This is a genomic window from Fibrobacter sp. UBA7003 (genome assembly GCA_002449765.1).
Classification (GTDB): Bacteria; Fibrobacterota; Fibrobacteria; order Fibrobacterales; family Fibrobacteraceae; genus Fibrobacter.
This window is the reverse complement of sequence record DJXN01000008.1, coordinates 134,807-160,028: the sequence shown is the minus strand read 5'-3', so window position 1 is coordinate 160,028 and position 25,222 is coordinate 134,807. Positions and strand designations below refer to the sequence as shown.

General features: G+C 50.9%; 22 protein-coding genes. 9 read left to right on the top strand and 13 right to left on the bottom strand.

Annotation, left to right across the window (positions count from 1 at the left end; translation table 11 throughout):
- Positions 1-52: 52 nt before the first annotated feature.
- Positions 53-1,069, top strand: a complete 1,017-nt coding sequence (locus B2952_RS06230; protein WP_290735389.1) for a Fic family protein — start codon at positions 53-55, stop codon at positions 1,067-1,069.
- Here B2952_RS06230 and B2952_RS06225 read toward each other — a convergent pair.
- The gene (locus tag B2952_RS06225) at positions 1,051-2,484 is read right to left on the bottom strand and encodes a DEAD/DEAH box helicase (RefSeq protein ID WP_290729400.1); all 1,434 of its coding nucleotides are present in this window, start codon (positions 2,482-2,484) and stop codon (positions 1,051-1,053) included. The genes B2952_RS06230 and B2952_RS06225 overlap by 19 nt on opposite strands.
- Positions 2,485-2,530: 46 nt before the next feature.
- Positions 2,531-4,648, bottom strand: a complete 2,118-nt coding sequence (locus B2952_RS06220) for a glutamine synthetase III (protein WP_290725581.1) — start codon at positions 4,646-4,648, stop codon at positions 2,531-2,533.
- A gap of 187 nt (positions 4,649-4,835) precedes the next feature.
- On the opposite strand from B2952_RS06220, the gene B2952_RS06215 reads away from it, so the two are divergent.
- Entirely contained in the window at positions 4,836-5,963 is a 1,128-nt protein-coding gene (locus B2952_RS06215) for a sigma-54 interaction domain-containing protein (RefSeq protein ID WP_290735386.1), read from the top strand.
- Between the two features lie 63 nt (positions 5,964-6,026).
- Here the strand turns inward: B2952_RS06215 and B2952_RS06210 are convergent, their stop codons facing one another.
- The 4 genes from B2952_RS06210 to B2952_RS06195 all read right to left on the bottom strand — a co-directional run bounded on the left by B2952_RS06210 (position 6,027) and on the right by B2952_RS06195 (position 8,999).
- The gene (locus B2952_RS06210; RefSeq protein WP_290735383.1) at positions 6,027-6,863 is read right to left on the bottom strand and encodes a hypothetical protein; all 837 of its coding nucleotides are present in this window, start codon (positions 6,861-6,863) and stop codon (positions 6,027-6,029) included.
- 2 nt (positions 6,864-6,865) lie between these two features.
- Complete coding sequence (locus tag B2952_RS06205) at positions 6,866-7,909, bottom strand: radical SAM protein (protein ID WP_290735381.1); 1,044 nt, start codon at positions 7,907-7,909, stop codon at positions 6,866-6,868.
- A gap of 25 nt (positions 7,910-7,934) precedes the next feature.
- Positions 7,935-8,528, bottom strand: a complete 594-nt coding sequence (locus B2952_RS06200) for a hypothetical protein (RefSeq protein WP_173381032.1) — start codon at positions 8,526-8,528, stop codon at positions 7,935-7,937.
- A gap of 306 nt (positions 8,529-8,834) precedes the next feature.
- On the bottom strand, positions 8,835-8,999 hold the full coding sequence (locus B2952_RS06195; RefSeq protein WP_290725816.1) for a type II toxin-antitoxin system RelB/DinJ family antitoxin: 165 nt from the start codon (positions 8,997-8,999) through the stop codon (positions 8,835-8,837).
- Between the two features lie 191 nt (positions 9,000-9,190).
- Here B2952_RS06195 and B2952_RS06190 point away from each other — a divergent pair, with 191 nt between their 5' ends.
- From B2952_RS06190 to B2952_RS06165, 6 genes are all read left to right on the top strand, one after another.
- On the top strand, positions 9,191-10,522 hold the full coding sequence (locus B2952_RS06190; protein WP_290729418.1) for a LuxR C-terminal-related transcriptional regulator: 1,332 nt from the start codon (positions 9,191-9,193) through the stop codon (positions 10,520-10,522).
- A gap of 90 nt (positions 10,523-10,612) precedes the next feature.
- Positions 10,613-11,656, top strand: a complete 1,044-nt coding sequence (locus tag B2952_RS06185) for a hypothetical protein (RefSeq protein WP_290735378.1) — start codon at positions 10,613-10,615, stop codon at positions 11,654-11,656.
- A gap of 20 nt (positions 11,657-11,676) precedes the next feature.
- Complete coding sequence (locus tag B2952_RS06180) at positions 11,677-12,018, top strand: hypothetical protein (protein ID WP_290725561.1); 342 nt, start codon at positions 11,677-11,679, stop codon at positions 12,016-12,018.
- Positions 12,019-12,159: 141 nt separating this feature from the next.
- Positions 12,160-13,026, top strand: a complete 867-nt coding sequence (locus tag B2952_RS06175) for a TIGR02147 family protein (protein ID WP_173381035.1) — start codon at positions 12,160-12,162, stop codon at positions 13,024-13,026.
- A 3-nt stretch (positions 13,027-13,029) separates the two neighbouring features.
- Positions 13,030-14,265, top strand: coding sequence for a hypothetical protein (locus B2952_RS06170; protein WP_290735374.1), 1,236 nt, complete (start codon positions 13,030-13,032; stop codon positions 14,263-14,265).
- Positions 14,265-14,972 (top strand): methyltransferase domain-containing protein, encoded by a 708-nt coding sequence (locus tag B2952_RS06165; protein WP_290735372.1) that lies wholly within the window; start codon positions 14,265-14,267, stop codon positions 14,970-14,972. Before B2952_RS06170 ends, B2952_RS06165 begins: the two co-directional genes overlap by 1 nt.
- 7 nt (positions 14,973-14,979) lie before the next feature.
- On the opposite strand, the gene B2952_RS06160 is transcribed toward B2952_RS06165, so the two are convergent.
- Positions 14,980-16,185: a hypothetical protein gene (locus tag B2952_RS06160; protein ID WP_290735369.1), complete on the bottom strand. Its 1,206-nt coding sequence runs from the start codon at positions 16,183-16,185 to the stop codon at positions 14,980-14,982.
- 136 nt (positions 16,186-16,321) lie between these two features.
- On the opposite strand from B2952_RS06160, the gene B2952_RS06155 reads away from it, so the two are divergent.
- Entirely contained in the window at positions 16,322-18,463 is a 2,142-nt protein-coding gene (locus B2952_RS06155; protein WP_290735366.1) for an HD domain-containing phosphohydrolase, read from the top strand.
- A 15-nt stretch (positions 18,464-18,478) separates the two neighbouring features.
- Here the strand turns inward: B2952_RS06155 and B2952_RS06150 are convergent, their stop codons facing one another.
- The 6 genes from B2952_RS06150 to B2952_RS06125 all read right to left on the bottom strand — a co-directional run bounded on the left by B2952_RS06150 (position 18,479) and on the right by B2952_RS06125 (position 25,218).
- Positions 18,479-19,453: a hypothetical protein gene (locus B2952_RS06150; protein WP_290735363.1), complete on the bottom strand. Its 975-nt coding sequence runs from the start codon at positions 19,451-19,453 to the stop codon at positions 18,479-18,481.
- A 78-nt stretch (positions 19,454-19,531) separates the two neighbouring features.
- Positions 19,532-19,762 carry a hypothetical protein gene (locus B2952_RS06145; RefSeq protein WP_290735360.1) on the bottom strand — a complete coding sequence of 77 codons (231 nt, stop codon included), beginning with the start codon at positions 19,760-19,762 and terminating at the stop codon, positions 19,532-19,534.
- Positions 19,763-19,870: 108 nt separating this feature from the next.
- On the bottom strand, positions 19,871-21,010 hold the full coding sequence (locus tag B2952_RS06140; protein WP_290735358.1) for a hypothetical protein: 1,140 nt from the start codon (positions 21,008-21,010) through the stop codon (positions 19,871-19,873).
- A gap of 291 nt (positions 21,011-21,301) precedes the next feature.
- On the bottom strand, positions 21,302-22,432 hold the full coding sequence (locus B2952_RS06135; protein WP_290735355.1) for a PDDEXK nuclease domain-containing protein: 1,131 nt from the start codon (positions 22,430-22,432) through the stop codon (positions 21,302-21,304).
- Positions 22,433-22,622: 190 nt separating this feature from the next.
- Entirely contained in the window at positions 22,623-23,450 is an 828-nt protein-coding gene (locus tag B2952_RS06130; RefSeq protein ID WP_290735353.1) for a hypothetical protein, read from the bottom strand.
- Positions 23,413-25,218: an AAA family ATPase gene (locus B2952_RS06125; RefSeq protein ID WP_290735350.1), complete on the bottom strand. Its 1,806-nt coding sequence runs from the start codon at positions 25,216-25,218 to the stop codon at positions 23,413-23,415. The genes B2952_RS06130 and B2952_RS06125 overlap by 38 nt, the downstream gene beginning before the upstream one ends.
- Positions 25,219-25,222: the final 4 nt, after the last annotated feature.

Below are 25,222 nucleotides of genomic sequence, written 5' to 3'. Positions count from 1 at the left end.
TACCGAGCAACTTCCGACGCACAATTTGCGTAAAATAGACTATATTATTTGCATGCTGTTCATCCACCAATTTCCCGACTGGACGCGCTTCAGGTTCGACTCCGCGCGGGTGCTCGACGCACTCGGCAGGGCACGCTTCAGCGAGGGCAGACTCGCGGGCCTCCTCTCCTTCGCAGGCACCAAGGACCTGGAGACGGACCTCATCACCGAGGACATCGTCGCGAATTTTGCCATCGACGGGACCGAACTCGACGCCGACACCATCCGGACCGAAGTTTCGCTCCGCGCCCAGGGAAGCAGCGCCCATGTACAGAACTACATCGGCGCCATCGAAAACTACACGGTCCCCCTCTCTCAGGATCGCCTCTCCAACTGGTACGGCTCCCTGGTCGGGAACCGGGTGGCGGCATGGCGCAGCAACGTAAGCGAAATCTCGTCCGACACGGAAGGCCTGCACTTTACGGGACCGGGTCCCGAACGCCTGCCTGCCGAAATGGAAAACTTCCTGCGGTGGTTCGAGAATTCCTCCACAGACGGCACCATCAAAGCCGCCATCGCGCACTTCTGGTTCCTGACGCTGCGTCCCTTCGACAGGGCGAACGGGCGCATCGCGCGCGCCATTACGGCACTGCAGTTGAGCCGCGCACAAAAATCCGCACGCATGCACTATTCCCTGAACCGCCAAATCCTCAAGAACCGCGAAGAATACTTCCGCACGCTGAACAGGGCCCAATGCGGCAACGGGGACCTCACGGAATGGATCCTGTGGTTCCTGAAACAAATAGAGGAATCGGTACAGACAAGCGAATCGGCAATAGAATTTGAGACCAAGCGTTTTCGATTCCTGGCAAGACATTCGGGAGTGCAGACAACCGAAAGGGAGCAGCTGCTCCTGAATTCGGCCCTCACGGAAAAACTTCCCAGGAACTTCACCGCAAAGGACGTCGCCGCCCTCTTCGGCACAAGCCACGACACCGCATTACGCGAAATACAGAGCCTCATCGAGAAGGGGCTTGTTTCTGCAAACAAGAAGGGCGGACGCAGCCAGACCTACAGCGTCGTGGAATAGCCGCCGTTTTCGCGCATGCGCTTGCGGGCACGGCTGCCCGGGCGGTTGCGACGATGCTTATGGCGGGGCATACCGTTTTCAGGGCGCACGTCACCCTCGCGTAGGCGAGGGTCTGTATGCTTCTGTTCGGCCCGGCGCTCGTCTTTTTTCGGCGTTAAACCGCAGGCGGGCTTCTTCTCGCGGGACTTCTCGGCACGGGCCTGCGCCTCGCCACGGTTCATGCGGCCGCGCGCATTGCGCATCTCGCTCTCGGCGGTCTCCTTCTGCGGGGGCGGCAACTTCTCATATATCGCCTTGTCGCCTTCCGGGATACGGATGCGCGTCAATTTTTCGATGGCGCGCAAGTCCTGTTCCTCGTCGGGAGCGCAGAACGAAATCGCGATGCCGTCCTTGCCCGCACGGGCCGTACGTCCGATGCGGTGAACGAACGTCTCGGGCACATCGGGCAAGTCGTAGTTGAACACGTGCGAAACGTCGTCCACATCGATACCGCGGGCGGCAATGTCAGTCGCCACAAGCACGCGGATCTTTTCGTTCTTGAAGTTCCCCAGGGCTTCCTGCCTGCGGTTCTGACTCTTGTTCCCGTGAATCGCCGCGCACTTGACGCCCGCCTTTTCAAGGACTCGCGTTATCTTGTCCGCACCATGCTTGGTGCGGCTGAACACGAGCACCTTCGTCATCTCGGGATGGGCAAGCAAAAGTTCCTTCAGCAGGGCCCCCTTGCGGCGCTTGTCGATGCGGTAAAGTTCCTGGCGGATGCGTTCGATGGGCGTGCTCTGCGGAGCCACTTCCACACGCACCGGATCCGGGCGCAGGATTGTCGCCGCAAGCTTCGTGATGTCGTCGGGCATCGTCGCGCTGAAGAACAGGTTCTGGCGCACAGGCGGGAGCAGCGCCACCACCTTGCGGATATCATGGATAAATCCCATGTCGAGCATGCGGTCGGCCTCATCGAGCACAAAGAACTCGAGAGCCTTCAGCGACACCGCCTTCTGGCCAATCAGATCGAGCAGGCGGCCCGGAGTCGCCACGAGCACGTCTACACCGCGGACAAGGTTTCGCTTCTGGGAAGCATCGCTCACGCCGCCAAAGATGCACGCCGTCGAAATCGCGGTAAACTGCGCATATTGCTTAAAGCAATCCTCCACCTGGATGGCAAGCTCGCGGGTCGGCAGTAAAACCAACGCGCGGCAGGTCTTAGGCGCACGGAACTTTCCGGAATCGAGCAGGCGCTGCAGAATCGGGAGCGCGAACGCCGCCGTCTTCCCCGTCCCCGTCTGGGCAATACCCAGCAGGTCGCGTCCTTCGAGCAGGCTCGGGATGGAACGCTCCTGAATCGGAGTGGGTTTTTTGTAACCGACAGCGCGCACCGCGCGCTGCAGGGGATTTGCAAGGGGAAGTTCCGAAAATAGCATAGCGCGCCCAAAGATAGAAATTTACGACGCTCGGCCATGCTTTTCATTAGTAAATGAAAAGCATCTCGCGGTATTTAGGCAGAGGCCACATCTCGTCGGGCACAATCTTCTCGAGGCCGTCCACCACCTTGCGGAGGCCAGCGACGGCAGCGATGATTCCCTCGTGTTCGCCTTCGAGAGATGCTTCAAGTGCAGCAATCGATTCGGTGAGCGAGCGACAGCCTTCGCCAATGGACTTCACGTAGGTATCGAGCCCCGGGAAGCCCTGGTTCAAGGCCATTTCGTTTGTACGTAACGACTTCTCGTAGGCCTCCACCACCTTCGGGAGAATCACGTTCTTCGCGAGGTCGCGGGCGACTTCGCCCTCGATGTGGATTCTCTTGTGGAAGTCTTCCACGTTAATCTCGTAACGCGAAAGCATCTCGCGGCGGTTCATCACGCCGTACTTTTCGAACAGTTCCACATTCTCGTCCTTCGTGAGCGCCTTGAGGGCCTCGAGCGAAGTGCGGATGTTCGGGAGTCCGCGGCGTTCAGCTTCCTTCACCCATTCGTCGGTGTAGCCGTTGCCGTTGTAGAGCACGCGCTTGTGTTCCTTCACTATCTTCTGCAGAATCTTCTGCAGGCCCGTGTGGAAGTTCTTGTCATCGAGCTTTTCGAGCTGTTCGGCAATCATGTCGAACGCCTCGGCCACGATCGTGTTGAGCACCACGTTCGGTTCGGAGCAGCTCTGGCTGCTACCCGGTGCACGGAACTCGAACTTGTTGCCGGTGAACGCGAAAGGCGATGTACGGTTACGGTCGGTAGCGTCGCGCGGGAGCGGCGGCAGCATGTCGGACCCGAGCTTCATCGCGCCCGCCTGCTTGCTGGACTTCGCGGAGCCCTGCTCGATCTGGTCGATGACGTCCATCAGCTGGTCGCCCAGGTAGATGGAGATGATTGCCGGAGGAGCCTCGTGCGCGCCGAGACGGTGGTCGTTGCCCGCACCCGCGCAGGTCATGCGGAGCAGGTCGGCGTGCGTATCCACTGCGTAGATAATGGCACAGATCGCGGTGAGGAACACGGCATTCTGGTGCGGGTCCTTGCCCGGATTCAGGAGGTTTCCCTTGCCGTAAGAAAGGCTCCAGTTGTTGTGCTTGCCCGAACCGTTCACGCCGGCGAACGGCTTCTCGTGCAGCAGACAAACTAACCCGTAGCGGTCGGCCACGTTGCGGAGCGTCTCCATGATGAGCATGTTGTGGTCGCACGCGAGGTTCACCTCCTCGAAAATCGGGGCAAGTTCGAACTGCGCGGGAGCGACCTCATTATGGCGAGTCTTCGCCGGAATGCCGAGCCTCCAGAGTTCCTTCTCCACGTCGTTCATGAAGTTCAGGATACGGCTCGGGATGCTCCCGAAGTAGTGGTCGTTCATCTGCTGGTGCTTCGCGGGAGTGGCACCGAAGATGGTGCGGCCGGACTGGTAGAGGTCGGGGCGCTGCAGGTAGAAGCGCTTGTCGATGAGGAAGTATTCCTGTTCGGCGCCGAGCGTGACGGTCGTCTTCTTGGGGCCCGCCTTGAAACACGTCATGAGGCGGCGGGTGGACTTGGAAAGCGCCTGGAGGCTACGGAGAAGCGGGGTCTTCTTGTCGAGCGCCTCGCCGGTGTAGCTACAGAACGCGGTCGGGATGCAGAGCGTGGCACCGTTGCCGTGACGCTTGATGAACGCGGGGCTGGTCGGGTCCCAGGCCGTGTAGCCGCGGGCTTCGAACGTAGAGCGAAGGCCGCCGCTCGGGAAACTCGATGCATCCGGTTCGCCGACGATGAGGTTCTTGCCGCTCAGTACCATGATGGCCTTGCAGCCGCTCGGTTCCAGGAAGGAATCGTGTTTTTCGGCGGTGGAGCCGGTGAGCGGCTGGAACCAGTGCGTAAAGTGCGTGGCACCGCGGTCCATCGCCCACTTCTTCATGGCGTGCGCGACATCGCCCGCGATATTCGGGTCGAGGGGGGCACCCTCGTCGATGGTCGCCAGGAGCTTTTCGCAGATATCCTTCGGGAGGTAGCTGCGCATGGCTTCGGCATTGAACACGTCCTCGCCGTAAAAATCGACATTGACGGGTTCGGCGGGTTTCACGGGGGCCGGGGTGGCGGTCGCGATATCGTAGATGGTTTTTGTACGCGTAGTGGACATTTTCACGTTCCTTTTCTTTATTACGCGGCAAAATTAGAAAGAGCGGGCACGCATTGCACGGAATTTTTCGCCTTTTTCAGCCACGTTTTATTACACTTTTGTAAAATCAGACCATTTTATTACGTTTTTGTAAAGTGCAAACGAGAAAACCGGCAACACCACCCTAAAAACAACGTATATTTTGGGCATGGAAATCGAACGCATCGAAAAGGAAGCCCTCGAAAAAATCAAGCGTGAACTACACGGACGCTCCGCGCGGGCCCTTTCCGCGCACATCCACGACGTTCTCGACAAGGCATTCGCCGACCTGCGCGCCGCACACGAGGCGGAATGCGAAAAAATCCGCGGCATCGTGGAAGGCCGCGCGGGCGACATCATCGGCAACACCCGCGAAATGCAGGAGGTCGCGCGGCAGGCAAGGCACATCGCCCACACCGAAGGCGTCGTTCTCGTCCGCGGCGGCGCGGGCACCGGCAAGGAACACGTGGCCCGCTATATCCACGAACTTTCCGACCGCAAGGCAAGGCCGTTCACCATCCTCAACTGCGACACGCTCGAAGGCAACACCACCAGCGCGTTCGAGGCGGAACTGTTCGGCTACGAGCGCGGCGCGTTCACCGGCGCCACCAGCAGGCACATCGGCAAGGCCGAGCAGGCAAGCGGTGGCACGCTATTCCTAGATGAAGTCGCGGAACTCTCCCCCGCAAGCCAGGCGCGGCTCCTGGAATTCATGCAGGGGCGCACCTTCAAGAGGCTCGGGAGCAACATCGAGCAGCGCTCCGACATCCGCATCGTCGCAAGCACCGGCAAGAACCTCGAGGCCCTCGTGCAGCAGGGGCTTTTCCGCGAAGACCTCTACTACCGCCTCAACATATTCCAGATAAACTTGCCCGACCTCTCGCAGAGAAAGACCGACATCCTCTTGCTCGCCGACCACTTTATCGAGAAGATGAACCTCAAGTACGGCAAGAACATCGCGCGACTCAGCACCCCCGCCATCGACATGCTCATGAGCTACCACTGGCCGGGCAACGTGCGCGAACTCGAGAACTGCATCGAGCACGCCTGCCTCGCCACGACCGACGTCGCCATCAACGCCTACGACCTGCCGCCCACGCTCCAGACCGACATCACGAGCGGCACGGCGCTTATCCCCGAAGGCACCGCGTCGCTTACGGCACTGCTCGAAAGCTACGAGAAGGAAATCCTCACCGAGGCGCTCCGCCGCAACAACGGGAACCTGAGTGCCGCCGGCCGCGACATATCCGTGAGCCCCCGCATGATGCACTACAAGGTGAAAAAGTTCGGATTATAAAAAGTCCCTTCCCGAAGGAAGGGACCCTCTCAACTAACCCCAATCACACCTTGGCTACAAGCTTCATCCATTAGTCAAGACCTCGGCGACATGCCTCCGGCATGGCCAAGGCATTCCCGATTCACTCAAAACAGGCCCTTCAGGTAAAAGATCCGGTCCAACAAAAGCCCATTCGAGAATATCGCCTTCCATGCGGAACGTCGAAAAGAAATCCTTGTCAAAAACGGATCCAAGGCTATGTCGTGGCGATGACATCAATCCTGCACAGGGAAAAACAAGCCCTTCTGAATTTACACATAGAACCATTTTTTCCTGGCAAGGGGTCATTTCTTTTGACAAAGTGTTTAATTTGTCGCAAGCCTCAGGTTCCTGCAAGAAGAAACTAACATCAGACCCATTCAGAGAAGGAGACGAAAAAACTCCTGCGATAAAGAAATCCTTCATCGATCCCAACAACGTAACAGCAACCTTCATTTTTTTTATTCGGGCAAAAATTGCTTCTACACCCCCCAAAACATTCACTTCCTTATTTGCAATCGTGACCATCAGTGAACCCAAGCATTTCTGCTTTGATAGTTCCGTCATAAAATCTAAGTTTTCTCTCAACGATCTCAGGGAAATTTTTAAAGATACACTAAAGCCCATTTCGGAAACGGACTCCATAACGGCCTTTAATTTTTCCTTATTAAAGACGCCATCTTCTACAGCAAACGTGACACTTCGACCATAGGCATAATATGGCCTGTCCTTAAACATCTCCTGAGCCCAGTCGTAAAAATCACCCATCCATTTTTTTATTTGAGACACAGGAACGGTAAAATCATCATTTTTCTCATTCGCCAACAAAAAGAAATTCAAAGAAAGGAATTTCGACGCTAGCTGAGCGCGCATATCGAACATTTCTAGCCCACCTCCTGCTTTGACAACGAATTATCACTATTTGTACCAATTCGCGAATCATTCATTGGCACATGCGCCATAATTATGTTCCTAATTTTTTCATCCGAGAACATCTTTACGCAAAGTGTACAAAAAGTGGAGCATTTTTCGACTTTCACTCCATTTTTTTCTAACAGTGGCAGAAAAGACTTTGGTCCCCAAAAAACAAGTTGCCGCAACAACAAACTCTTGTTCATTCGAAGAACAATTTCCTGTATTGATTCTTCATTGATATTTCCAAATGAACACTCCTTACACACATCAAAGCCAGAACAGCAAGGGAATACATCCCCATGCGCATCCACAGTCAAATTCAACATCGAATGGCACGTTCCGGCAATTCCAACGCGAGCTGGATAGAAGTCATCCTTTTTTAAGACTTCAGCTGCCCTTCCTGTCGCCAAAACAGGCCCTGAAGTAATATTTGAAGCGAGTTTTAAGGCTTCGGGATCCAACCGACAAATAGATTCTTCCATGTCATGCTTTTTTGTCGTCAGCAAACGAAGGTTTGACATTATCTCATACTCGCGACACGCCATAAGGCAATTACTCACCGAAGACGCAGGAATATGCTCGCCATGCCAATAATCCCATGACAATTCGAGGTAATTCAAGCCGCTCTCTTTAGCCTTTTCGCACATTTTACGCGCCTTGTCGAGTGTTGCGCCCCAAAAACAATTAGATGTCGCCGAAATCAGGGAGTACCCAGCGCTTTTTGCTGTCCGAAACAGTTCAAAGCAATCCTCCGGGAACAAGAACGCTTCCCCGCCCGCAATATGAAGCCTCGATCCAACGTTTTCAAGGATCGCAGATTCCTCAATCGCCTTCTTGGCAGCAGTCAAATCGATCCTGTTTCTGCCTTCCGATCCGGCAGACTGATAACAAATACCACATTTAGAATTGCAGCAGTTCGTTGTTTCCAGGACGAGCGAGCAAAAGTGAATCGGCATACTCAATAAAAGGGGCAACTTGCCAAGTTGCTCCCTTGTAAACAATTCAGATAGCAAAGTTTTCTCTCTTTTCTCTGAAAAACTATTTTCTTAATCCCGCCTTATATTCCGCCGTAACAATCGTATTTATCCGAGCGCCCGTATCCTTCGCCACAAAGACCTTTCCATCCGGCATCCTAATCTTCGCAGCTCCCAGCCTGCTAACATTTGCTGGATGGAAACCATCGCAAGCCGTTACGGCACAAACTACCGACGCAACAGCCGACACGACAGCTGCGAAAGCGGCGACAGCAGCAAGATTCATCACGACTCCCGGTTTCACAAATGATTGTCTGCGGGTCGATTCCTTTAAGCTCAAAAGCTTTTCATACGCCTTTTCCCCCACCTGTTTCGTTAAGGAGCTCTTCATGGAGCCATCAAAAACAACATAGTCCATCACATCTTGGACAAAATCCAAAGAGAACGACATATTATGTTCATTCACATACTGTTCCGGGTTCTCCAAGAATTTCTTTTTCTGCACCTCATTGTTTACAAGCTGGTTCAAAAACTCCATCTGCGCTTCGACAGAAGCAATCTCACTTTTTTTGATTGCAGCAGTCATTTTCTTTCTCAAGGCCTCGTTCTCCAAATCTTTCAGAACCAGGGTTTGCAGTTTCGCTTTCTTATTTGCCATTTTATTACTCCTTGTTTGTGGATTTAGCAACAAAATAACAAATTCAAGATAATTTCATAAAGTTACTTTGTTTATTTAATTTTAATTTGTCAAACATCATCCTAACAACAAATTAACAATGTAATACAATACAATGTTTTTTTTCTTTTACTTCCTATCATCATTATTATCTTGCATCATCAGAACTTTTCAAACTTGTCCGCAAATGTTTGGAAGAGCGCAGCAATCGTCATGCATCTACAACACTTTGTATAGTGATTATAATACAAAAGTTATATAACAAAACAAGTCGAAGCCCAAGCTTCCTTACTGCTTCGGGAACCGTTTCACATCGAACGGCAGACGATTTTCTTGAATGGTCATGCGAGCAAACATGTTGACCGCGGCAGAAACGGTAATACCCACCGATTTGCAGAAATCCGTGAACTTTTCCTTTGTTTCCTTGTCCATTCTTACGGAAATTATGCCCATATTCATCTTATAAATCAATTCCACAGTTTGTTTTTACGTATAAATTCAACCTCATCAAACAAACCCGATTCAAATAATAAAAAATTTCAACCAAAAAATAGCTTGTCCATAGTAAAAAATGTGAATTTTTACTTCTTTCGTTTTCATCCGATTTAATAAAATATTCTTAATTTATATATATTTTTACATATATGAAAGACCAGAGCAAACTCCTTACCTCTCGCCAAAAAGAAATTCTTTCCCTGCTCCGCAAAGGCCTCACAAACAGTGAAATCTGCAGGGCACTGAATATCTCGGCCAATACCGTCAAAGTCCATCTCGCCAACATCTACAAGGCGCTCGAAGTCACAAACAGGACAGAAGCGGTTTCAACGGATATCACCAAAAGCGCAAGAAGGCAAACAACGGACGACGACATCCACATCACCATTACGGGATGCGACGGCTTAACCGCCACGCCTCTGGCGAAGGGGCTCTCCCTCGCTATCGTCGAAGCCCTGCACCATTACCACCTATTCCGAATCAACGGCAGCATCGCGCCACAATCCCCGCCGACCTACCAGATCCAGGTAACGGGAACGCCCGAGAAAGACGAGAACCTGTTCGTCACGCTATACAGGGGCGACACATCCGAGATCCTGTGGTCGGTCTCGCAAAAGATCGGGGACGGGGACGACATCCAGTTCCTTGCCTCGCAGATTACCATCCAGCTGTTCAGCCACATGGTCTCTTCCGCAGCGCACGCCTACGAGACCGACAGGGAAAAGTTCCCGCAATGGTGGTTCGCCTCCTGCTACGCCAATATCCAGACCGATAGCGGCAACAGGGATGCCTTTGACGAAATCGTTTCGACTCTAGAAGCGCTGCACGGTGAAGAAAACCACCACACCTACGTGGCCTACTCGCTCGTTTCGGCCTACTACGTGGCAATCAACGAATCCTGGGTAGATGCCGAATGCTACGGCGCCAAGATAGGGGAAATCGCATGTTCCGAAATGCGCAAGAACCCCTACTCCATCTATTCGCAGTTCATGATGGCGCTCTACAACATCGTCATCGGAAACAAGAGCGAGGCCATCGCCTATTTCCTGCAGATTTTGGACGCAAACCCGAACGATTTCAGGGTCAGGCGCATGCTGGCGCAAATCTACATGCTCGTCGGGAAAGAGGACAAGGCCCTGGCCCTCCTCAACGAGAACGAGCGGTTCTTCCCGGAATCGTCCGGTCAACCGTTCCAGTCCACGCCAAGGGCGTTCATCTACTTTTTGCAAGGGAGATTCGCCGAGAGCGAGGAAGCCGCAAGGCAGGTCCTGCTATTCCACCCCGAGACGCCCCTCGCACGCCTAATCCTCATCGCCTGCAACAACAAGAAGGGCGACTTCGAACAAAGCGACAAGCACATCCGGAAATTTTTCGAATACCACCCGCACTTTAAAAAATCGGACCTGGAGCACCTTCTCTCAGGGATTGCCCCCTCAAAGAAGGACATCATTCTTGACAGCGTCAAGAATGTCTTTCCGTAAAGATTAGCCTCAAAAATAGTCCATTCGGGTTATGGACAAATAGTACTTTTGCAGTTTATCTTTAAAACCACAAACAAAGGAAACTGCAAAATGAAAACAGAACCCAAGAATCCGGACGATTTTTACAAACAGAAACTCACCCTTTTGAATCTGAAGGCAGGGGATATCCTCACCTTCGAAGGCGAAGACAACGACCTCATTTCGAGCCTCATCATGAAGCTCACGAATTCCAAGGTGACGCACGGGGCGCTCTACTTCCAGGACAGTCCCGTCCAGGCCCTTGCCGATGCGGGCACGACCGGCCTGCATGCCCATGAAATCGCAGACAAGGAAACCTCCAGACGCGCCTACGTCTGCCGACTCACGCAACCCGGAAGCAGCGATTTCTTCTCCGATGCCGAAATCCTGCCCGTGATGCAGGCCGCCAAGATTTACCTCGACGAAAACCTGCCCTACCCCTATTCCGACCTCCTGTTGCTCGCCATGATTCTCGTCTACAAGGACATTTCCGGCGTAAGCATCAAGCAGCACGTCATTATTGGGATACTCAAGATTGTCTCCGCCGAAATCAAGAAGCTGATCGACGAGAAGGTGCACGAAGGCAAGCATACGATGGTCTGTTCCTCGTTTGTCTACCAGTGCTATCTGGACGCATCGAAAAAAGACGGCCGCCTGAAGATTGCCCTCGACAACGCAGACATCCGGGGCATCCGGCAGGCGAACAATGTCAAGACGCTCTTCGACCTTTACGCCGAACACGCCGCGGAATACAACTTCAGCGAGAACGCTTTCTCGGTCCAGGAGAACTCCGGCAAGGAAGAAAAGCTGGAAGACCTTCTTAAGGAAGCGCTGCAGGACACCGACAGCGAACACGTGATGCTGCTGAAGAACAACTTCCTCAGCAACGCAATCGAGGATTTCCTCAAGACCCTCCTGAAATTTTTCGGATACACGTTCTCTTCCATCAAGGAACTCATCGAGAACGCCCGCGAGCTGCAGTCGATGTTTGTCACGCCGAACGACCTGTGTTTCAACATCGAAAACGCACAGAAGATCGGTTTTGTCAACCTGGACCGCACCAGCGAAAATCTCCCCAGCGACAAGATTACAACCAAATACAACATCAACCTCTAACTATCAAAAGGAGCATTATCATGGCTGAAGAAATCAAGACAGTCAAGGCCTTCACCCTTCACAACGACGGAGCCTTCGTCGCCCGCATCAGGGTCCACTGGATCAACCCGATGGACGGTTCGAGCGGCGATTACGAGTCCTCCGGCTACCACGACATCTGCGCCGCCGCCGAACGGACCCTCAACCTGAGCGAAGCGGGATTCGCCGAAGGCACCCTCGTCCGCCTGCACGCGGTGGTCGTGCTCGGCAAGGACCAGGACGCCGACCGTTACTACGTCTACAGCGCAAACGGCGGCATCGCCGACTACACCATCTCGGGAACGACGCTCATCAATTCCCTCAAATTCAACGGCCTGAACTGATTTCCGGCACGCGAAAAGCTCTCCCTATGGCGATTTTGAATCAAAATCGCCATTTTTGGCGTTGAAGAAAGAGCAACGGAAACTTGACCCGACACGCCCTCCCCCGGGACGCTCGCGCCCTTATTTAGGTAAATTTTGGATATGGTTGACGTACTCGAATACCTTGAATACCGCGATTTCCTGAAGGACTGGTTTGCCGAAAGCAAGAAGGACAACCCGTTCACCAGCTATCGCTACCTGAGCCAGAAGACCGGCGTGGACCCGGCGTGGCTCGTGCGAGTATTCCAGAAGGGCGGGCACCTCAACGAGGACTCGCTCCCGGTATTCATTCGCCTCTGCAAGCTCGACGACCGCAGGGCGGAGTACTTCAAGACGCTCTACCGCTTCAACAAGACAAAAGCCAAGCAGGCGCTCAGCGAACTTTACTACAGACTCATGGAACTGCGCGAGATGGAAACGCGCGTGCTCACCGAGCCCGAACTCGCCTATTTCGGGAGCTGGAGCTGTTCTGCGCTCCGCGCCCTCATCGGCATCACGAAGGACACGAGCGACATTCCGGAACTCGCGACCCACCTGAACCCGCCCATCTCGCACGACGAGGCACGCAGCGCTCTCGAGATTCTGAAAAAACTCGGGCTTGTCGCTCCCGACGGCAACGGCGGCTGGAACATCACCGACCAGATCCTTTCTACCGGCGGCGAGGTCAAGAGCCAGGCCGTACGAAATTTCCACAGGCATACCATCGAACTTGCCCAGGAATCCATCGACCGCCACAAGCCCGAAGAACGCGACATTTCGAGCGTGGTGTTCACCGCGGCAGAGGACGACCTGCCCGAAATCAAGCACCGCATCGAGGAATTCCGCCGCGGACTCCTGCAGTTTGCCCGCAAGAGCGAGCGCGCCGACCGCGTGTACGCCATGAATATCGCGATGTTCCCGCTCTCCGACAGGGTCGAAGACCCGGCTACCGCAGACGACGGCAACCCCAGCCCGAAAAAGGAGGGCTAGGCGATGCGCGGACTTTTCAAAAAAATGTATTTTTCCAAGGTGCAGCGGAACATTTCGACATTCGGCCTGGGACTGATCGCGCTTTCGACGGCGGCGGTCCTTTCGGCATGTTCCGACACCGACAAGACGGCAGGCGGCGGCCCGAGCGGCACCGATGCCGGCAACGCCATCATGGCACAGCTTACGGTCGACGGGCAGCCCGCCGCTTTCGCGAGGGTCAAGCTCAGCGAGAGCGAAAGCCTTGACGCGGCCGACAACGAATTTACCAAGGCCGACAAGAACGGCAAGGTCGTATTCGAAAACGTGGCCGAAGGTACATACACCCTTGAAGCTAGACTCGACGGCAAGGCCCTCCAGAAGGAAGTCTCCGTCGAAGGTTCCGATGTCGACCTGGGCAAGGAAGCGCTCGAAGAGACGGTCTCCATCGCGGGTTCCGTAGGCGATGGCGCCGAAGGCACGGTGAAAGTCCGCGGCATGGCGCATTCGGCCAAGGTAAAGGACGGCAAGTTCTCCATGGACTCCCTCCCGGCAGGGCCGATTAGCCTGGTGTTCATCCCGAACAAGAAAGGCGCCGACACGAGCAGCACCTACATGAAGGTCATCGCAGGCGAAAGTTCCACCGCGAGCACGTTCGCCGAAGAGAGCCGCGCGCTTCTGCTCGACGACTTCCAGGACTCCAACTACCAGAACCGATTCATGCCCGCACGCACTTACGACGGCGGCTGGTGGTATTTCGACTACAACGAAGAAACGGTAACGCCCAAATTCACCGACAACGGGTCCAGCCACAGGTTCAGCCTCGAAAGCGAGGATGGCAATATCGTCGCGCATGTGGCGGCGACATTCGGCGAAGCGGTCAAGGATTCCTCCGGCGAGACGCAGTGGCCCTGGGCGACGGTCGGCATCGAGCTCGGCAAGAGCGACAAGAGCCTCTGCAACGACATATCCTCCGTGGATTCCATCGCATTCCGCACGAAGGGCGAAGGCGCCATCGTATTCGGACTCATCGACGAGACGCAAAGCAGCCAGATTATCGCGCAATCCGAATTCACGCTCGGCGATAAGTGGGAACGCATTTCCATACCGCTGGCCGACATCCTGGATCCGCAATTCTCCTACACCTGCGTGAACCAGCTCGTGTGGAGCTTCAAGCCCAACAACGAAGAAAAGACCGTCAACTTCTGGCTCGACGACATCGAGCTTACCGGCGGCAAGCGCCTGAGCATCTGGAAGCGGTAATGTCTGGAGCCCGCGCGGTCACCTCCAACCAGACCGATATATACGACAAGCTCGAAGAAGCCGTACGCAAGTACGCCTCTACGGAGTATTTGCGCCCGATTGCGGACCATACACGCGCGGCATTCGCGGAAGCGGAGAAGTTTGTTTTAAACTTTTATGAGAGCGCGAGCCACACCACATATAAAGTAATTCTCGATTCGGGTTGCGGCACCGGCGAAAGCACGTTAAACATCGCATTAACAAATCCGGGCATTCCCGTCATAGGCATCGACAAGTCCGCGGCCCGGCTCACGAAGGCCGGCGGTGCAGGGAACGGGACGGCAACCTTCCCGCAGAACGCATTCCTCGTGCGCGCGGAACTGCTCGACTTCTGGCGGCTCGCCCTCGGGAAGGTCAAGGCAGGCCAGTGGCACATCCCCTACCATGCGCTCTACTACCCGAACCCATGGCCCAAGCAGAGCGAAGCCACGAGGCGTTTCCACCTGCACCCGATTTTCCCGACGCTCCTCCAGCTCGGCGATGCCATCGAGCTGCGCACCAACTGGGAAATATACGCGCGGGAATTTGCGGAGGCGGCACGGATTGCCGCTCCCGAGCGGACCATCGCCCGCGAGCCTTTTGATTCCGAGCATCCCGTCACCGCGTTCGAGCGCAAGTACAAAGAAGCCCGCCAGCAGCTGTGGCGGGTCATCGTCTCACGCGATTGAAACTACCCTAGTCGCGGTCGGCAAGCCACTTCAGGTAAGCCTTGAATTCCCTCGTCGACTGCACATGCACCTCGGTTCCATTCATAATCATGAATTCCGAAAGGCCATACCTGTCGCCCTTCGAGCCCCAGTCATAAGTGTATCCCAGACGCGTCCACGGATAGCCATGGGCCTTGTAGTTCTTCGCCCAGGCATCGTCGAACCAGTTCCTGAGCCACATGCCGAGGCTATCCAGCTGCGAATCGTCTTCTTCGTTGAACCGGCAGGTCATCTCGGCGCTCGCGATGTCGGGAATGTAGGCGGGACGGATCATGTCCTTAGGGTTCACCCAGACCGTCGTGAAGTGCGTCAGTTTCTCCCCGCGCGGGAGCCCAAGGAGCTGACGGATGCGAAGCGGCCAGTTACGGACCGACTTGCGGTTCGTCTTGAACCATTCCAGCATTTCCTTGTCCGAGAACACGCGCACTTCGTTGTCGAACGTGACCTTCTGGACATCCTTGAACATATCGGGATTGGCATGCGCCACCACCATCAGCACCATGTTCCTGCCACCGTTCCACGTTACTTTGTTTGAATTTTCGTCAATGGAGATCAACGGGCGGATATCCTCGCACGAACCGTCGCGGGCAGATTCGATCGCGGCCTCGTATTGGACATCCAGCAGGGAATCCTTGTTCGCGAAGCTCTGTACGGAACCGTCGGTACTTACGACTTCGCAATAGGGTATATCCGACGCAGCCACTGCGACCTTTTCCTTCTTGAAAAGCTCATCGATCAGGGCGTCATTGTGGTCGAACAGTTTGTCTCCCTGGACAAAAGAAATCACGATCTTGCAGAATCCGCTATCGGGGATAACGATTCCCGAAGAGCCCTTGTTCGCAGAAGTCGTGTCCAGGACGAACTTATTGTCGTTATCGCCACAGCTGTAGCTATAGCTATAGAGGGTCGCGCGGCCCGGCTTAAGGTGGGTATAGAACAGGTTATCCTGCTCCTCGCTCCACGCGGGCTTCACGACAACCGTGGAGTCTCCAATCTTTGCATAGTGGGGATTCGCCTCGCTGCAATAAAAGGCCGGCTGGCGGAACACACCAATGACCCCGGATTTCCCCTTGAAGGTAGCGCCATCGCGGACGAGCAACCCGTGGGTACATGCGGAAACAAGGACCAAGCCCAAAAGGGCGGCAAAGAGCCTGAGAAGACCCAATCTTTTCATCTTTTTACCTTCCTAAACGCCTAAAAGGCATTTTACCGATAAATTCCCTATAAATATAACTCCCTTTTGCAAAAAAACAATGTAAATTTCATGAGGGGATTCTTGGAAGGAGTTTCCAAAGAAGGTGTCCGGATTTATGAAAAACTTTCTTTTGGCCAAATCACACAGTCCAGCGGCCTACTGGGCCTGCGCCATAGCGCTTATCGCATTCGGGCTGCTGCTCAACATTGTCCCTGCCAAGCTGGCCCTATACTTCGAACTCCCCGTATTCCTTGATTCTATCGGCACAATCCTTGTCGCCATGCTGGGCGGCACGCTTCCCGCCGTCATCGTCGGCTTTTTCTCCAACGCCTTCAACGGCATCTCCGACATCACGACCCTCTACTACGGCATCATCAGCATCCTGATCGGCGTCGCGGCGGCCCTTTTCCAGCAACGGAAATTTTTCCTCCATGTTCCGAAAATCATCGCAAGCGTCCTCGTTTTCTCGCTTATCGGCGGCGGGCTCGGTTCGATTCTCACCTACTTCCTCTATGGCTACGACTTCGGCGAAGGCATCTCGGCCCCGTTCGCAAACGCCATCTACAGTACCCTCGGTTTTTCCAAGTTCTTCTCGCAGCTCTCGGCAGACATCGTCATCGACATTTTCGACAAGGCTATCGTCGTCGCGGCGGCCATCATCGGCTACAGGTTCATCAACGACCACTTCAAGCGCCTCTTTGCAAAGGTGTTCCTCTTCGAGCCCTACATCAACCACCAGAACAAACTCTTCAAGCATTCCCTGCTCAGCAAGGTCGTCATCATCGTCATCGCGGCCGAAATCCTGCTCGGCGCGCTAGCAAGTATCACCGGATTTATCCTCTACAGGCAAGTTTCCATCGGCAAGTTTACCGATATCGCCAATGGTCTCTCCGAGGCGGCATCCGTCGTCATCGACGCCGACCGTGTCGACGAATTCATCGAACAGGGGCACAACGCCGAAGGCTACGACGCGATAGAGAAGCTCCTGTACAGGATCCGTGACGGGTTCCCCCAGGCACAGTACCTCTACGTCTACAAGATTCTCGAGGACGGCTGCCATGTCGTATTCGACCTCGTGTCCAGGGACGGCGAAGCGGGAAGCAGCCCCGGAGATCTCGTCGCATTCGACCCGAGTTTCAAGCCATACCTTTCCAACCTACTCAAAGGCGAACCCATCGAGCCCATCATTTCCGACGACCAGTACGGATGGCTGCTTACCGTCTACAGGCCCCTGAAGAACAGCGCCGGCAAGACGGTCGCTTATGTCGCGGCAGACATTTCCATGGGCGAAATCGTCTATGACCAGGCAAAGTTCTTCATCAAGCTGCTCTCGATGTTCTTCGGGCTTTCCATTATCATCATGAGCATCGTGCTGGAATTCGCAAAGCGCGGAATCGTGCATCCGGTGAACAGGATCGCCTCGGCGGCCATCCACTTCGCCTACAACTTGGAACAGGGTCGCGAAAACAGCCTCAGCGAACTCAACACCCTGAATATCGGCACCTCCGACGAAATAGAGCACCTCTACAAGGCCATCAACAAGATGGGCATCGACTCCGTCGAATTCATCCACCGGTTCGAGGCGGCAGCCGATCGCATCGCGAAGATGCAGGACGAAATTATTATCAACTTCGCAGAAATGGTCGAAGCGCGCGACACAAGTACCGGAAGCCACATCAAGAAGACAGCCTTCTACGTGGAGGCCATCGCGAAGGAACTGCAGCGCGAAGGCAAGCTCCCGGACATCATCGACGACGCCTACATCGCAAAGCTCAAGCGCTCGGCGCCGCTCCACGACATCGGGAAAATCGCTGTGTCGGACCTCATCCTGAACAAGCCGGGAAAACTCACCGACGAAGAATTCGCCATCATGAAGAGCCACACGATTGAAGGGTTCCATATTCTCGCGAAGATTGTCGACAATACCAACGATTCGCTGGACGACGACTATCTAAAGGAAGCCATCGAGATGGCGCATTACCACCACGAAAAATGGGACGGCACCGGCTACCCCACGGGAATCAAGGGGGATGCGATTCCGCTTTCGGCAAGAATCATGGCTGTCGCGGACGTGTTCGACGCCCTCGTGGCCGAACGCATCTACAAGAAGCCCTTCACCTACGAAAAGGCCATGTCCATCATTACCGAAGGTTCCGGCAAGCATTTCGACCCCATGGTCGTCGATGCCTTCTGCAAGATTTCGGAAAAGCTCTACAACGAGCGCACCAAGCTTAACGAGGACGGCAAGCCCGCATAGCACCACACAGCAGGGTTATTCCCTGTGCTCATGCAGATATAGGTTCGCCTCGGGTACTGCGAGGTCGGAGCCCTTTATTTTCCATTCGTCGTCCGTTCCGGTGCGGTACTTCACCACCACGCGGTAGCGGCTGTCCGTCTGCAATACGGCCTGCGGGACCGTCCAGAAGTTTTCCGTACCCACGACCATCTCGAGCTCGCGTGACTCGCCGCCCTCGCCAAGAATCGTGATGGACTTGACCATGTCCTTCGGGTTGCGTACCTGGATTATGCTCCAGAATTCGCTTGCGCCTTCCTTGACCCAGAGCGACGTTGAATCGCCCCACACGCCGTCGACGCCTTCGCAGCTCACGAATTCCCATTCACCGTAGTAGCGGCCCACGCGATTGCCCATGATATCGGCCGCAGGGGCACCGCCCAGATCCACCCCGCAGTTCGCGTCGGGACAGCGGTCGGTAATGCGCACGGTCACCTCTTTCCAGCCTTCGGGCGTCCTCGCCCTCACATGCACGCAACCGCCACAGGCTGCACCGCCATCCCACGGACCCTTGTCATCGCCCGGAGAAACATTCACGTGAATCGCCGCATAGTACTGGATATTCGTTTGTCCGTAGTTGCAGGCTCCACCCAGGCTCGTTTCTTTTGCCGTGATGCTCCCGTAGGTAGTCACGGATCCCTTGCCGCCGTTCTCCGTAAGTTCGGGGTCTGCCGCAGTGTAGCTATCGCAATCGGTACACTTGCCGTCGTCGCCGGAGGAAGAAGCCGGAACAATTTCGCTGCTGCTGGATTCAGGAGTATCGCTAGACGCGGGCGCCTCCGAGCTCGAGGACACAACCTCGGCAGAACTCAATACCGGCGTAAAACTCGACAAAGCCTGCTCCGAAGAACTTTCCGGCACCGATGTATCTGCACCGGAACTAGAATCGTCACCGCAGGAGGCGAGGGATGCCACCAGGAAAGCAGCCGGAACAAGAACTTTATAGTTTTTCATACACATAAACCTAACATCTTATTTCATCGGCATCAAGACAATCCCCTTCCACAGCCTCATTTTCGGGCCTAAGAGGTATTAAGCGTAACGGGAAAGCTTGATATCAGTAATTTCACGCTGGGCCCCTTTGGCGAGGGTTGTCATTTTGCCGACGTCGGCAAAATGATCTGTTTCGGCAAAACCACTTGCCGAACACGCTTCTTTTGCCCGTTTTACGCCCTTTTCAAAATTTCTCCATTCTGTATATTCAAGAGCCGTTTGCAACTCCCTTGCAATACGGCAAAGCCAAATAAAGCAAAAGCGCATCATTCCTTTCTACGGAATAACGCGCTGAGATGTAATGTAGCCAGATTTCAGAAAACTGGCAAGAGGGGCAAGAAAATTTTACATCTGGTTTTACTTTTGATTTGCACTTTATCACGGAAGCGTATAATAATCAAGAATCAGGTCAACCGCACTTGCGTCCTTGAGGATTCGGTTTTCGTAGCGAATTCGTCTGTTTCTTATTTGATCCTTCGCCCATTTTTCTTTCTGTTTATATTCCTGTTGACGCATAATACTATTCTTAAAAGGCTGGTATTGAACTTCTATCTCGGGCATTGGCTCGGGTTCATTTCTTTTTTCAAAGTCCATGAGATCCAAATACGTCGAAATCCTTAGACGATTCTGAGGAGACAAGCCCATGGCCGTGGCATAGACTTTTGCGTTTCGAATAATCCCAGCACCCCGAGGAATTCCTATAGATTCCAGATTATCCGGAATATAAGAGAATCCCAAGAAATAGACTCGCTCCGCATTTTTTAGGAATCCTTGATATTTTTCTTTTTCGGATTCATCGCGATTCTGGCGCTTTTCCCAGACAGTTTCCATCCTCTTGGCAATTTCTTGATATTTGCCATTGCCAACAGCGCCAAAGGGAATTTTCTCAAGAGGTCCGATAAAGCCATTAACATGGAATATTTGCATTTCTTTTATGAAGGCATGTGCGTCAGCATCTGCATATTGCTTGTCCGATGTCAAATACAAAAAAATACAATATTCTAAAACACGGTCATAATTAAAGGTTAGAAACACCGTTTGTTTTAAGATTTCTTCCCAATTATCTTGCTGGTCTATCCGAGAAAGCAAATGCTGAATCCAGTCAATGTTGCCTAGCCAATATTTTTTTGTTTTTACTTTTCCATCATCGCTATCATATTGGACTTTCGATTCACGTTCCGCGTCAAGAATCTCTCTAGCAATAAGCCGCTTTCCAAAATCAGCCTCTTCTGCTTTCTCTTGGTTAAGACGATTCTTTAAGAATTCATCTGTCGAAACCATCATTGAATGGCGAATACTTTGGGCAAAGGGGGCAATAGTTTCACGTATCTTGTTAGTAACTTTAGTTTCAATACTATCAGCTTCAAAGCTGTATTGTCCGCCAGCTTTTCTTAAGTTGGCGTATTCTTGATATTTTCCAAAAAGTTCTTGATATAAGTCAAACAGATAAGAAGGAGGAGAAATGGATTGACTATATAGAATATCGCTTCCGTAAAAGAAATCCTTCAAATTCTGCATCAGCATAGCGCCCGTAGGGAATCCGTACGGGACACTGCAACCGGCACCTATGACAAAAACATCAGACATCATTTTTCATCGCCACTTTTATCGCCGTTCTCAGTATTTATCGCCACTTTTATCGCCGTTTTATCACCGATTTTCGATTTTATCACCGATTTATCGCCGTTTTTTAAATTTATCGCCGTTCAGAATTTCTTGCTGTAAAGACATTCGCATTTTCCTCAGATTCTTAAAATCACTCCGTTATCCCATCAAATATACATTCTTGCTAAGACATAATCTGACATTTCAATGCTTTATTTTGGAGGGGCGAGTTTTCCCTTTGGATTTAGGCAAGTTTTTCTTTTGATATTCTATTTCCAAATCTGGATGTTGCAAATAGAAATTTTTCTTTTCTTGTTCAATGGCCAGTTTCAGCTCATCTTGCGTGGGCATGTACGGCATATACTTTGCCATAAATATCTGTTTTGAGTCATGTAACACAGAATAGCGAGCGATATCTTCATCCGTCTTAGAACAGAGTACTATGCCGATAGTCGGATTATCCCCTGATTTCCGCTTCAAGTCATCGTACATCCGTATATACATATCCATCTGCCCAACATCCTGATGTGTGATTTTACCGATTTTCAAGTCAAACAGCACATAGCACTTCAGCTCAATATTGTAGAAAACAAGGTCAACATAGTAATCATCCGTTTCAGTGACAATATGCTGCTGACGAGCGACAAAAGCAAAGCCCTTGCCCATCTCCATCAGGAAATCCCGTATGTGAGTCAAGATGGCGCTTTCAAGTTCAGTTTCGGTATAGTCATTTGCTTGAAAACCTAAAAATTCAGCAATTACAGGGCTCTTAATCAGTTCAAACTGGGAACTCTGGAAAATTTTCGTATTACGTTTCATTTCGGCAATCACCTTTTCCTTTTTGGGCGAATGCAAAAGTCTTTCGTAATACTGCGTAGATATATTCCTATCCAAAGTTCTGACGGGCCACATTTGTGAATCGGCTTCTTTCATATACCACATTCGGGCGTCGTCATTCGATACCGACAACAGACGCTTGAAATGGGACCAATTAAGATTGCGCACACATGTGTTCACAATCTCAAAATCGTTAAACAACAGATAAAACTTCCTGAAATACTGAACATTCCGTTTGCCGTAGCCATCCCCGAATTTTCTAGTCAAATCCTCCGAAATAAGTTCAACAAGCCGATCCCCGTATGCAGCCCTATTCTTCCCCTTCTGTTCTTGTTCGACAATTCTTCGCCCAATATTCCAGTTTGTGACTACAATGATTGAACTGACGGCGCTGTTGGCCGCATTCCTGGCGTTCTGGACAAGTTGAGCTATTTCGTCCAAGAACTTGCTTTCGCTTTTAGTCGCAACTTTCAAGTGTTTTACTTTTGGCTCAGTCATTTGTCATATCCCTTTATCAGCATTCACGATTAAATATACATTCTTGCCAAGACATAATTTGACATTTCAAAGTTTTATTTTGGAGGGGCAAGCCTTCCCCTCGCTCGCACTACGTTGCTCGCCACCCTTTCTAGCGGGGACACCCCGCAACGCCCCGACCTCAGAATAAGCTTGCCTCTGCATCAGCATTTTAGCCTTTGACAGCATCTATGATTTGTTGCGCAACAGCAACATTACCATTAATTTTCTTATCTAGACCTCTTAAAACCGCAGTTTGCCAATGGTTATAAAACCCAGGCTGATTTTCAAATTCTGCAATAAGCCGAGGAAGTCCTTGAACTAAAGCTTTTGCCGAAAAAATAGTGATAAAAATCGTTTTTAAGAAAGGGATAATCGCCTTGTTCAATCTTGCTTTCAAATCAACTGCATTTATTTGATTGTTTACAGCTTTTTCAATATTTTTTGGTAAAACATTAGGAGCTACAAAAAAAATACAACTCAGCCCACACGAACAAACTCTTACCGAACACTTAAAAAACACTTTGCTATTTAGAGTCACGTCCGGGTAATAAGAATGAATGAAACCGGACACATTTTTTGCCGCTTTATTTCCATTGCATTTTGTACACATTGGAACCAAATTCAAACGGCAAAGAGCGAGTGCTTTATATTTGCTTTTCGGGAAAAAATGATCTAATGATTCACATTCATTTATCTCACAATACGGGCATTTGACAACTGATTTATTCAAGTCATCTCTTATATAATAAAGAGATTTGTTTTCATACGTTTCATCATATGCATCATGTATTTGTTGTGCGACATTCGACGTAATTGTATTCACTTGAGATAGAGTTACCTGCGCAGACGAAGTATCATACAATTTTGTCAACGCTTTTAAAGGATCTGTTTCTGTTTTCGGAATAATATTTAAGCGTTCAAATTCATCAACATCATTTAATGCGTCACTTAAACTTGGCTTAGGCAATATCCACATCTGTACCTCTATCCTTTTCACTATAATAAAGTTGAACAATATAGTGAATTGCAGAAACGCTCAACCTTCCCATACGATCTTTCATAAGGGCCAAAACATCATCTATGGATTTCATTGTACTGCAATATTCTTGTTTATATATTTCACCAATAACATCAAAATATGAAACTTTGTCTACAGTCAAATCAAAAACTTCTGACGAAATTGAATCGAAACTAGCTCCAAATGTTTCTATTCTCGGCTTGCTTACAGATATTTTTTCCCCATTTCGACGAATTACTCGAACATTGCTAGATAAAATTTCTTGTAAAACGACCGGTGAATGAGTCGCCACAAGCATCACAGACGATCGCCTTGCTAAAAATTTCCTTATCTCTTTCATCATAAAAGACAACAAGGGTGCCTGTAAATGATTTTCAGGTTCGTCAAACATAATCAAAGCATTTTCTTCAACTAAAGCGAATAAATGCAATATCATATGAAGAAAAAATTTATACCCAGTACTCAAATTTTTAAAGATGAGATCCCAACTAGGACCTTTATAATTGTCATTTGGCAAAGCCGCTTTGTGTAACTCTTGTATCTTCCGCCCTAATTCAGGGAATTCCTCAGACACACTTTGGACAAACACATTCCAATCAGAAGTTGAGCTATAAGATTTCTGCAGCACTAAAACAAATGCATTTCGGCATTCCTCCGAAATGTCATTTAGTTTTTTTACAATCGTCTCTCTAATACGATTCTTTACTTTACCATCATTTGTATACCATCCTTCGCCATAACGAAGATCATTTTCATGTTCAACATGCTTTTTTATAAGTTCTTCAACTTCTTTCTCTACATTACGTAAACCGCAATATATAAAACGAGGTTTATCAAGTAAGTCATGGCTTTCTCTATATTTTTTTACTTCTTCTTGCCATGAAGTTAAACTGTGTATATCCTCTTGAATTGGCAAAATAAAATCATCAAAATAAGAATATGAAAAAAGCATTAATTGCGAAATGCCAATATCATTTGGCTTTATCTGCATTTTCCGATTACTTGCATTTTTATACAATTCCAAAGCAAGGCTATAGAGTATTGTACTTTTACCAGATCCATTATTACCTATAAATGCAATAACGCCGTTCGGAAAAATTTCAGAAGCTCTTTCATTGTCAGCATTCATTAATGGAGTGAACTTGAATTCCGTTTCCTCATCACAATCATTGAATTTCACCTTTATTTCTTTGCTTCTCAAATCATATTGGCAATGTTCATCCCTCAGTTTACTTTTTCCATATTTCAAAGCAAAATCATTAATAGTTGTGCCTCGTAATAAAGATTGATTAAAACACGAAGAATTCGCAACTTTAGCATAATATTGATTATTTTCATCTAAGATTAAATTAAATGAATCTTCAAAATTCTTTCGCTGCTCTTTATTAAGAATCCGATGCAACTGCTTATATAATTCTACTGTTGTAGATACAGAACAGTATTTTTTTGGTAATTTTAAAAATACATTTTCAAGACCAATCTCCTTTACTAATTTCGCCACATGATTCATCAATTGAGGAGAATCAGAATCCATTATACGAATAACACCTAGAGCTTTCGCTTTATCACCAGTCAACTTTTTACTCGCATGCAACATAAAGCCTGTATGATAACCGAAATCATCCCATGAAGAATTTTCCTCCAACAAAAATTCAACATCCATATCAGGCCTTGTAGAAGCATTCTGAAAACGTCCTTTAATAAGGCGAAACTTTAACGGCTCAATCATCTTTTCTTTTTCCAACATCTTT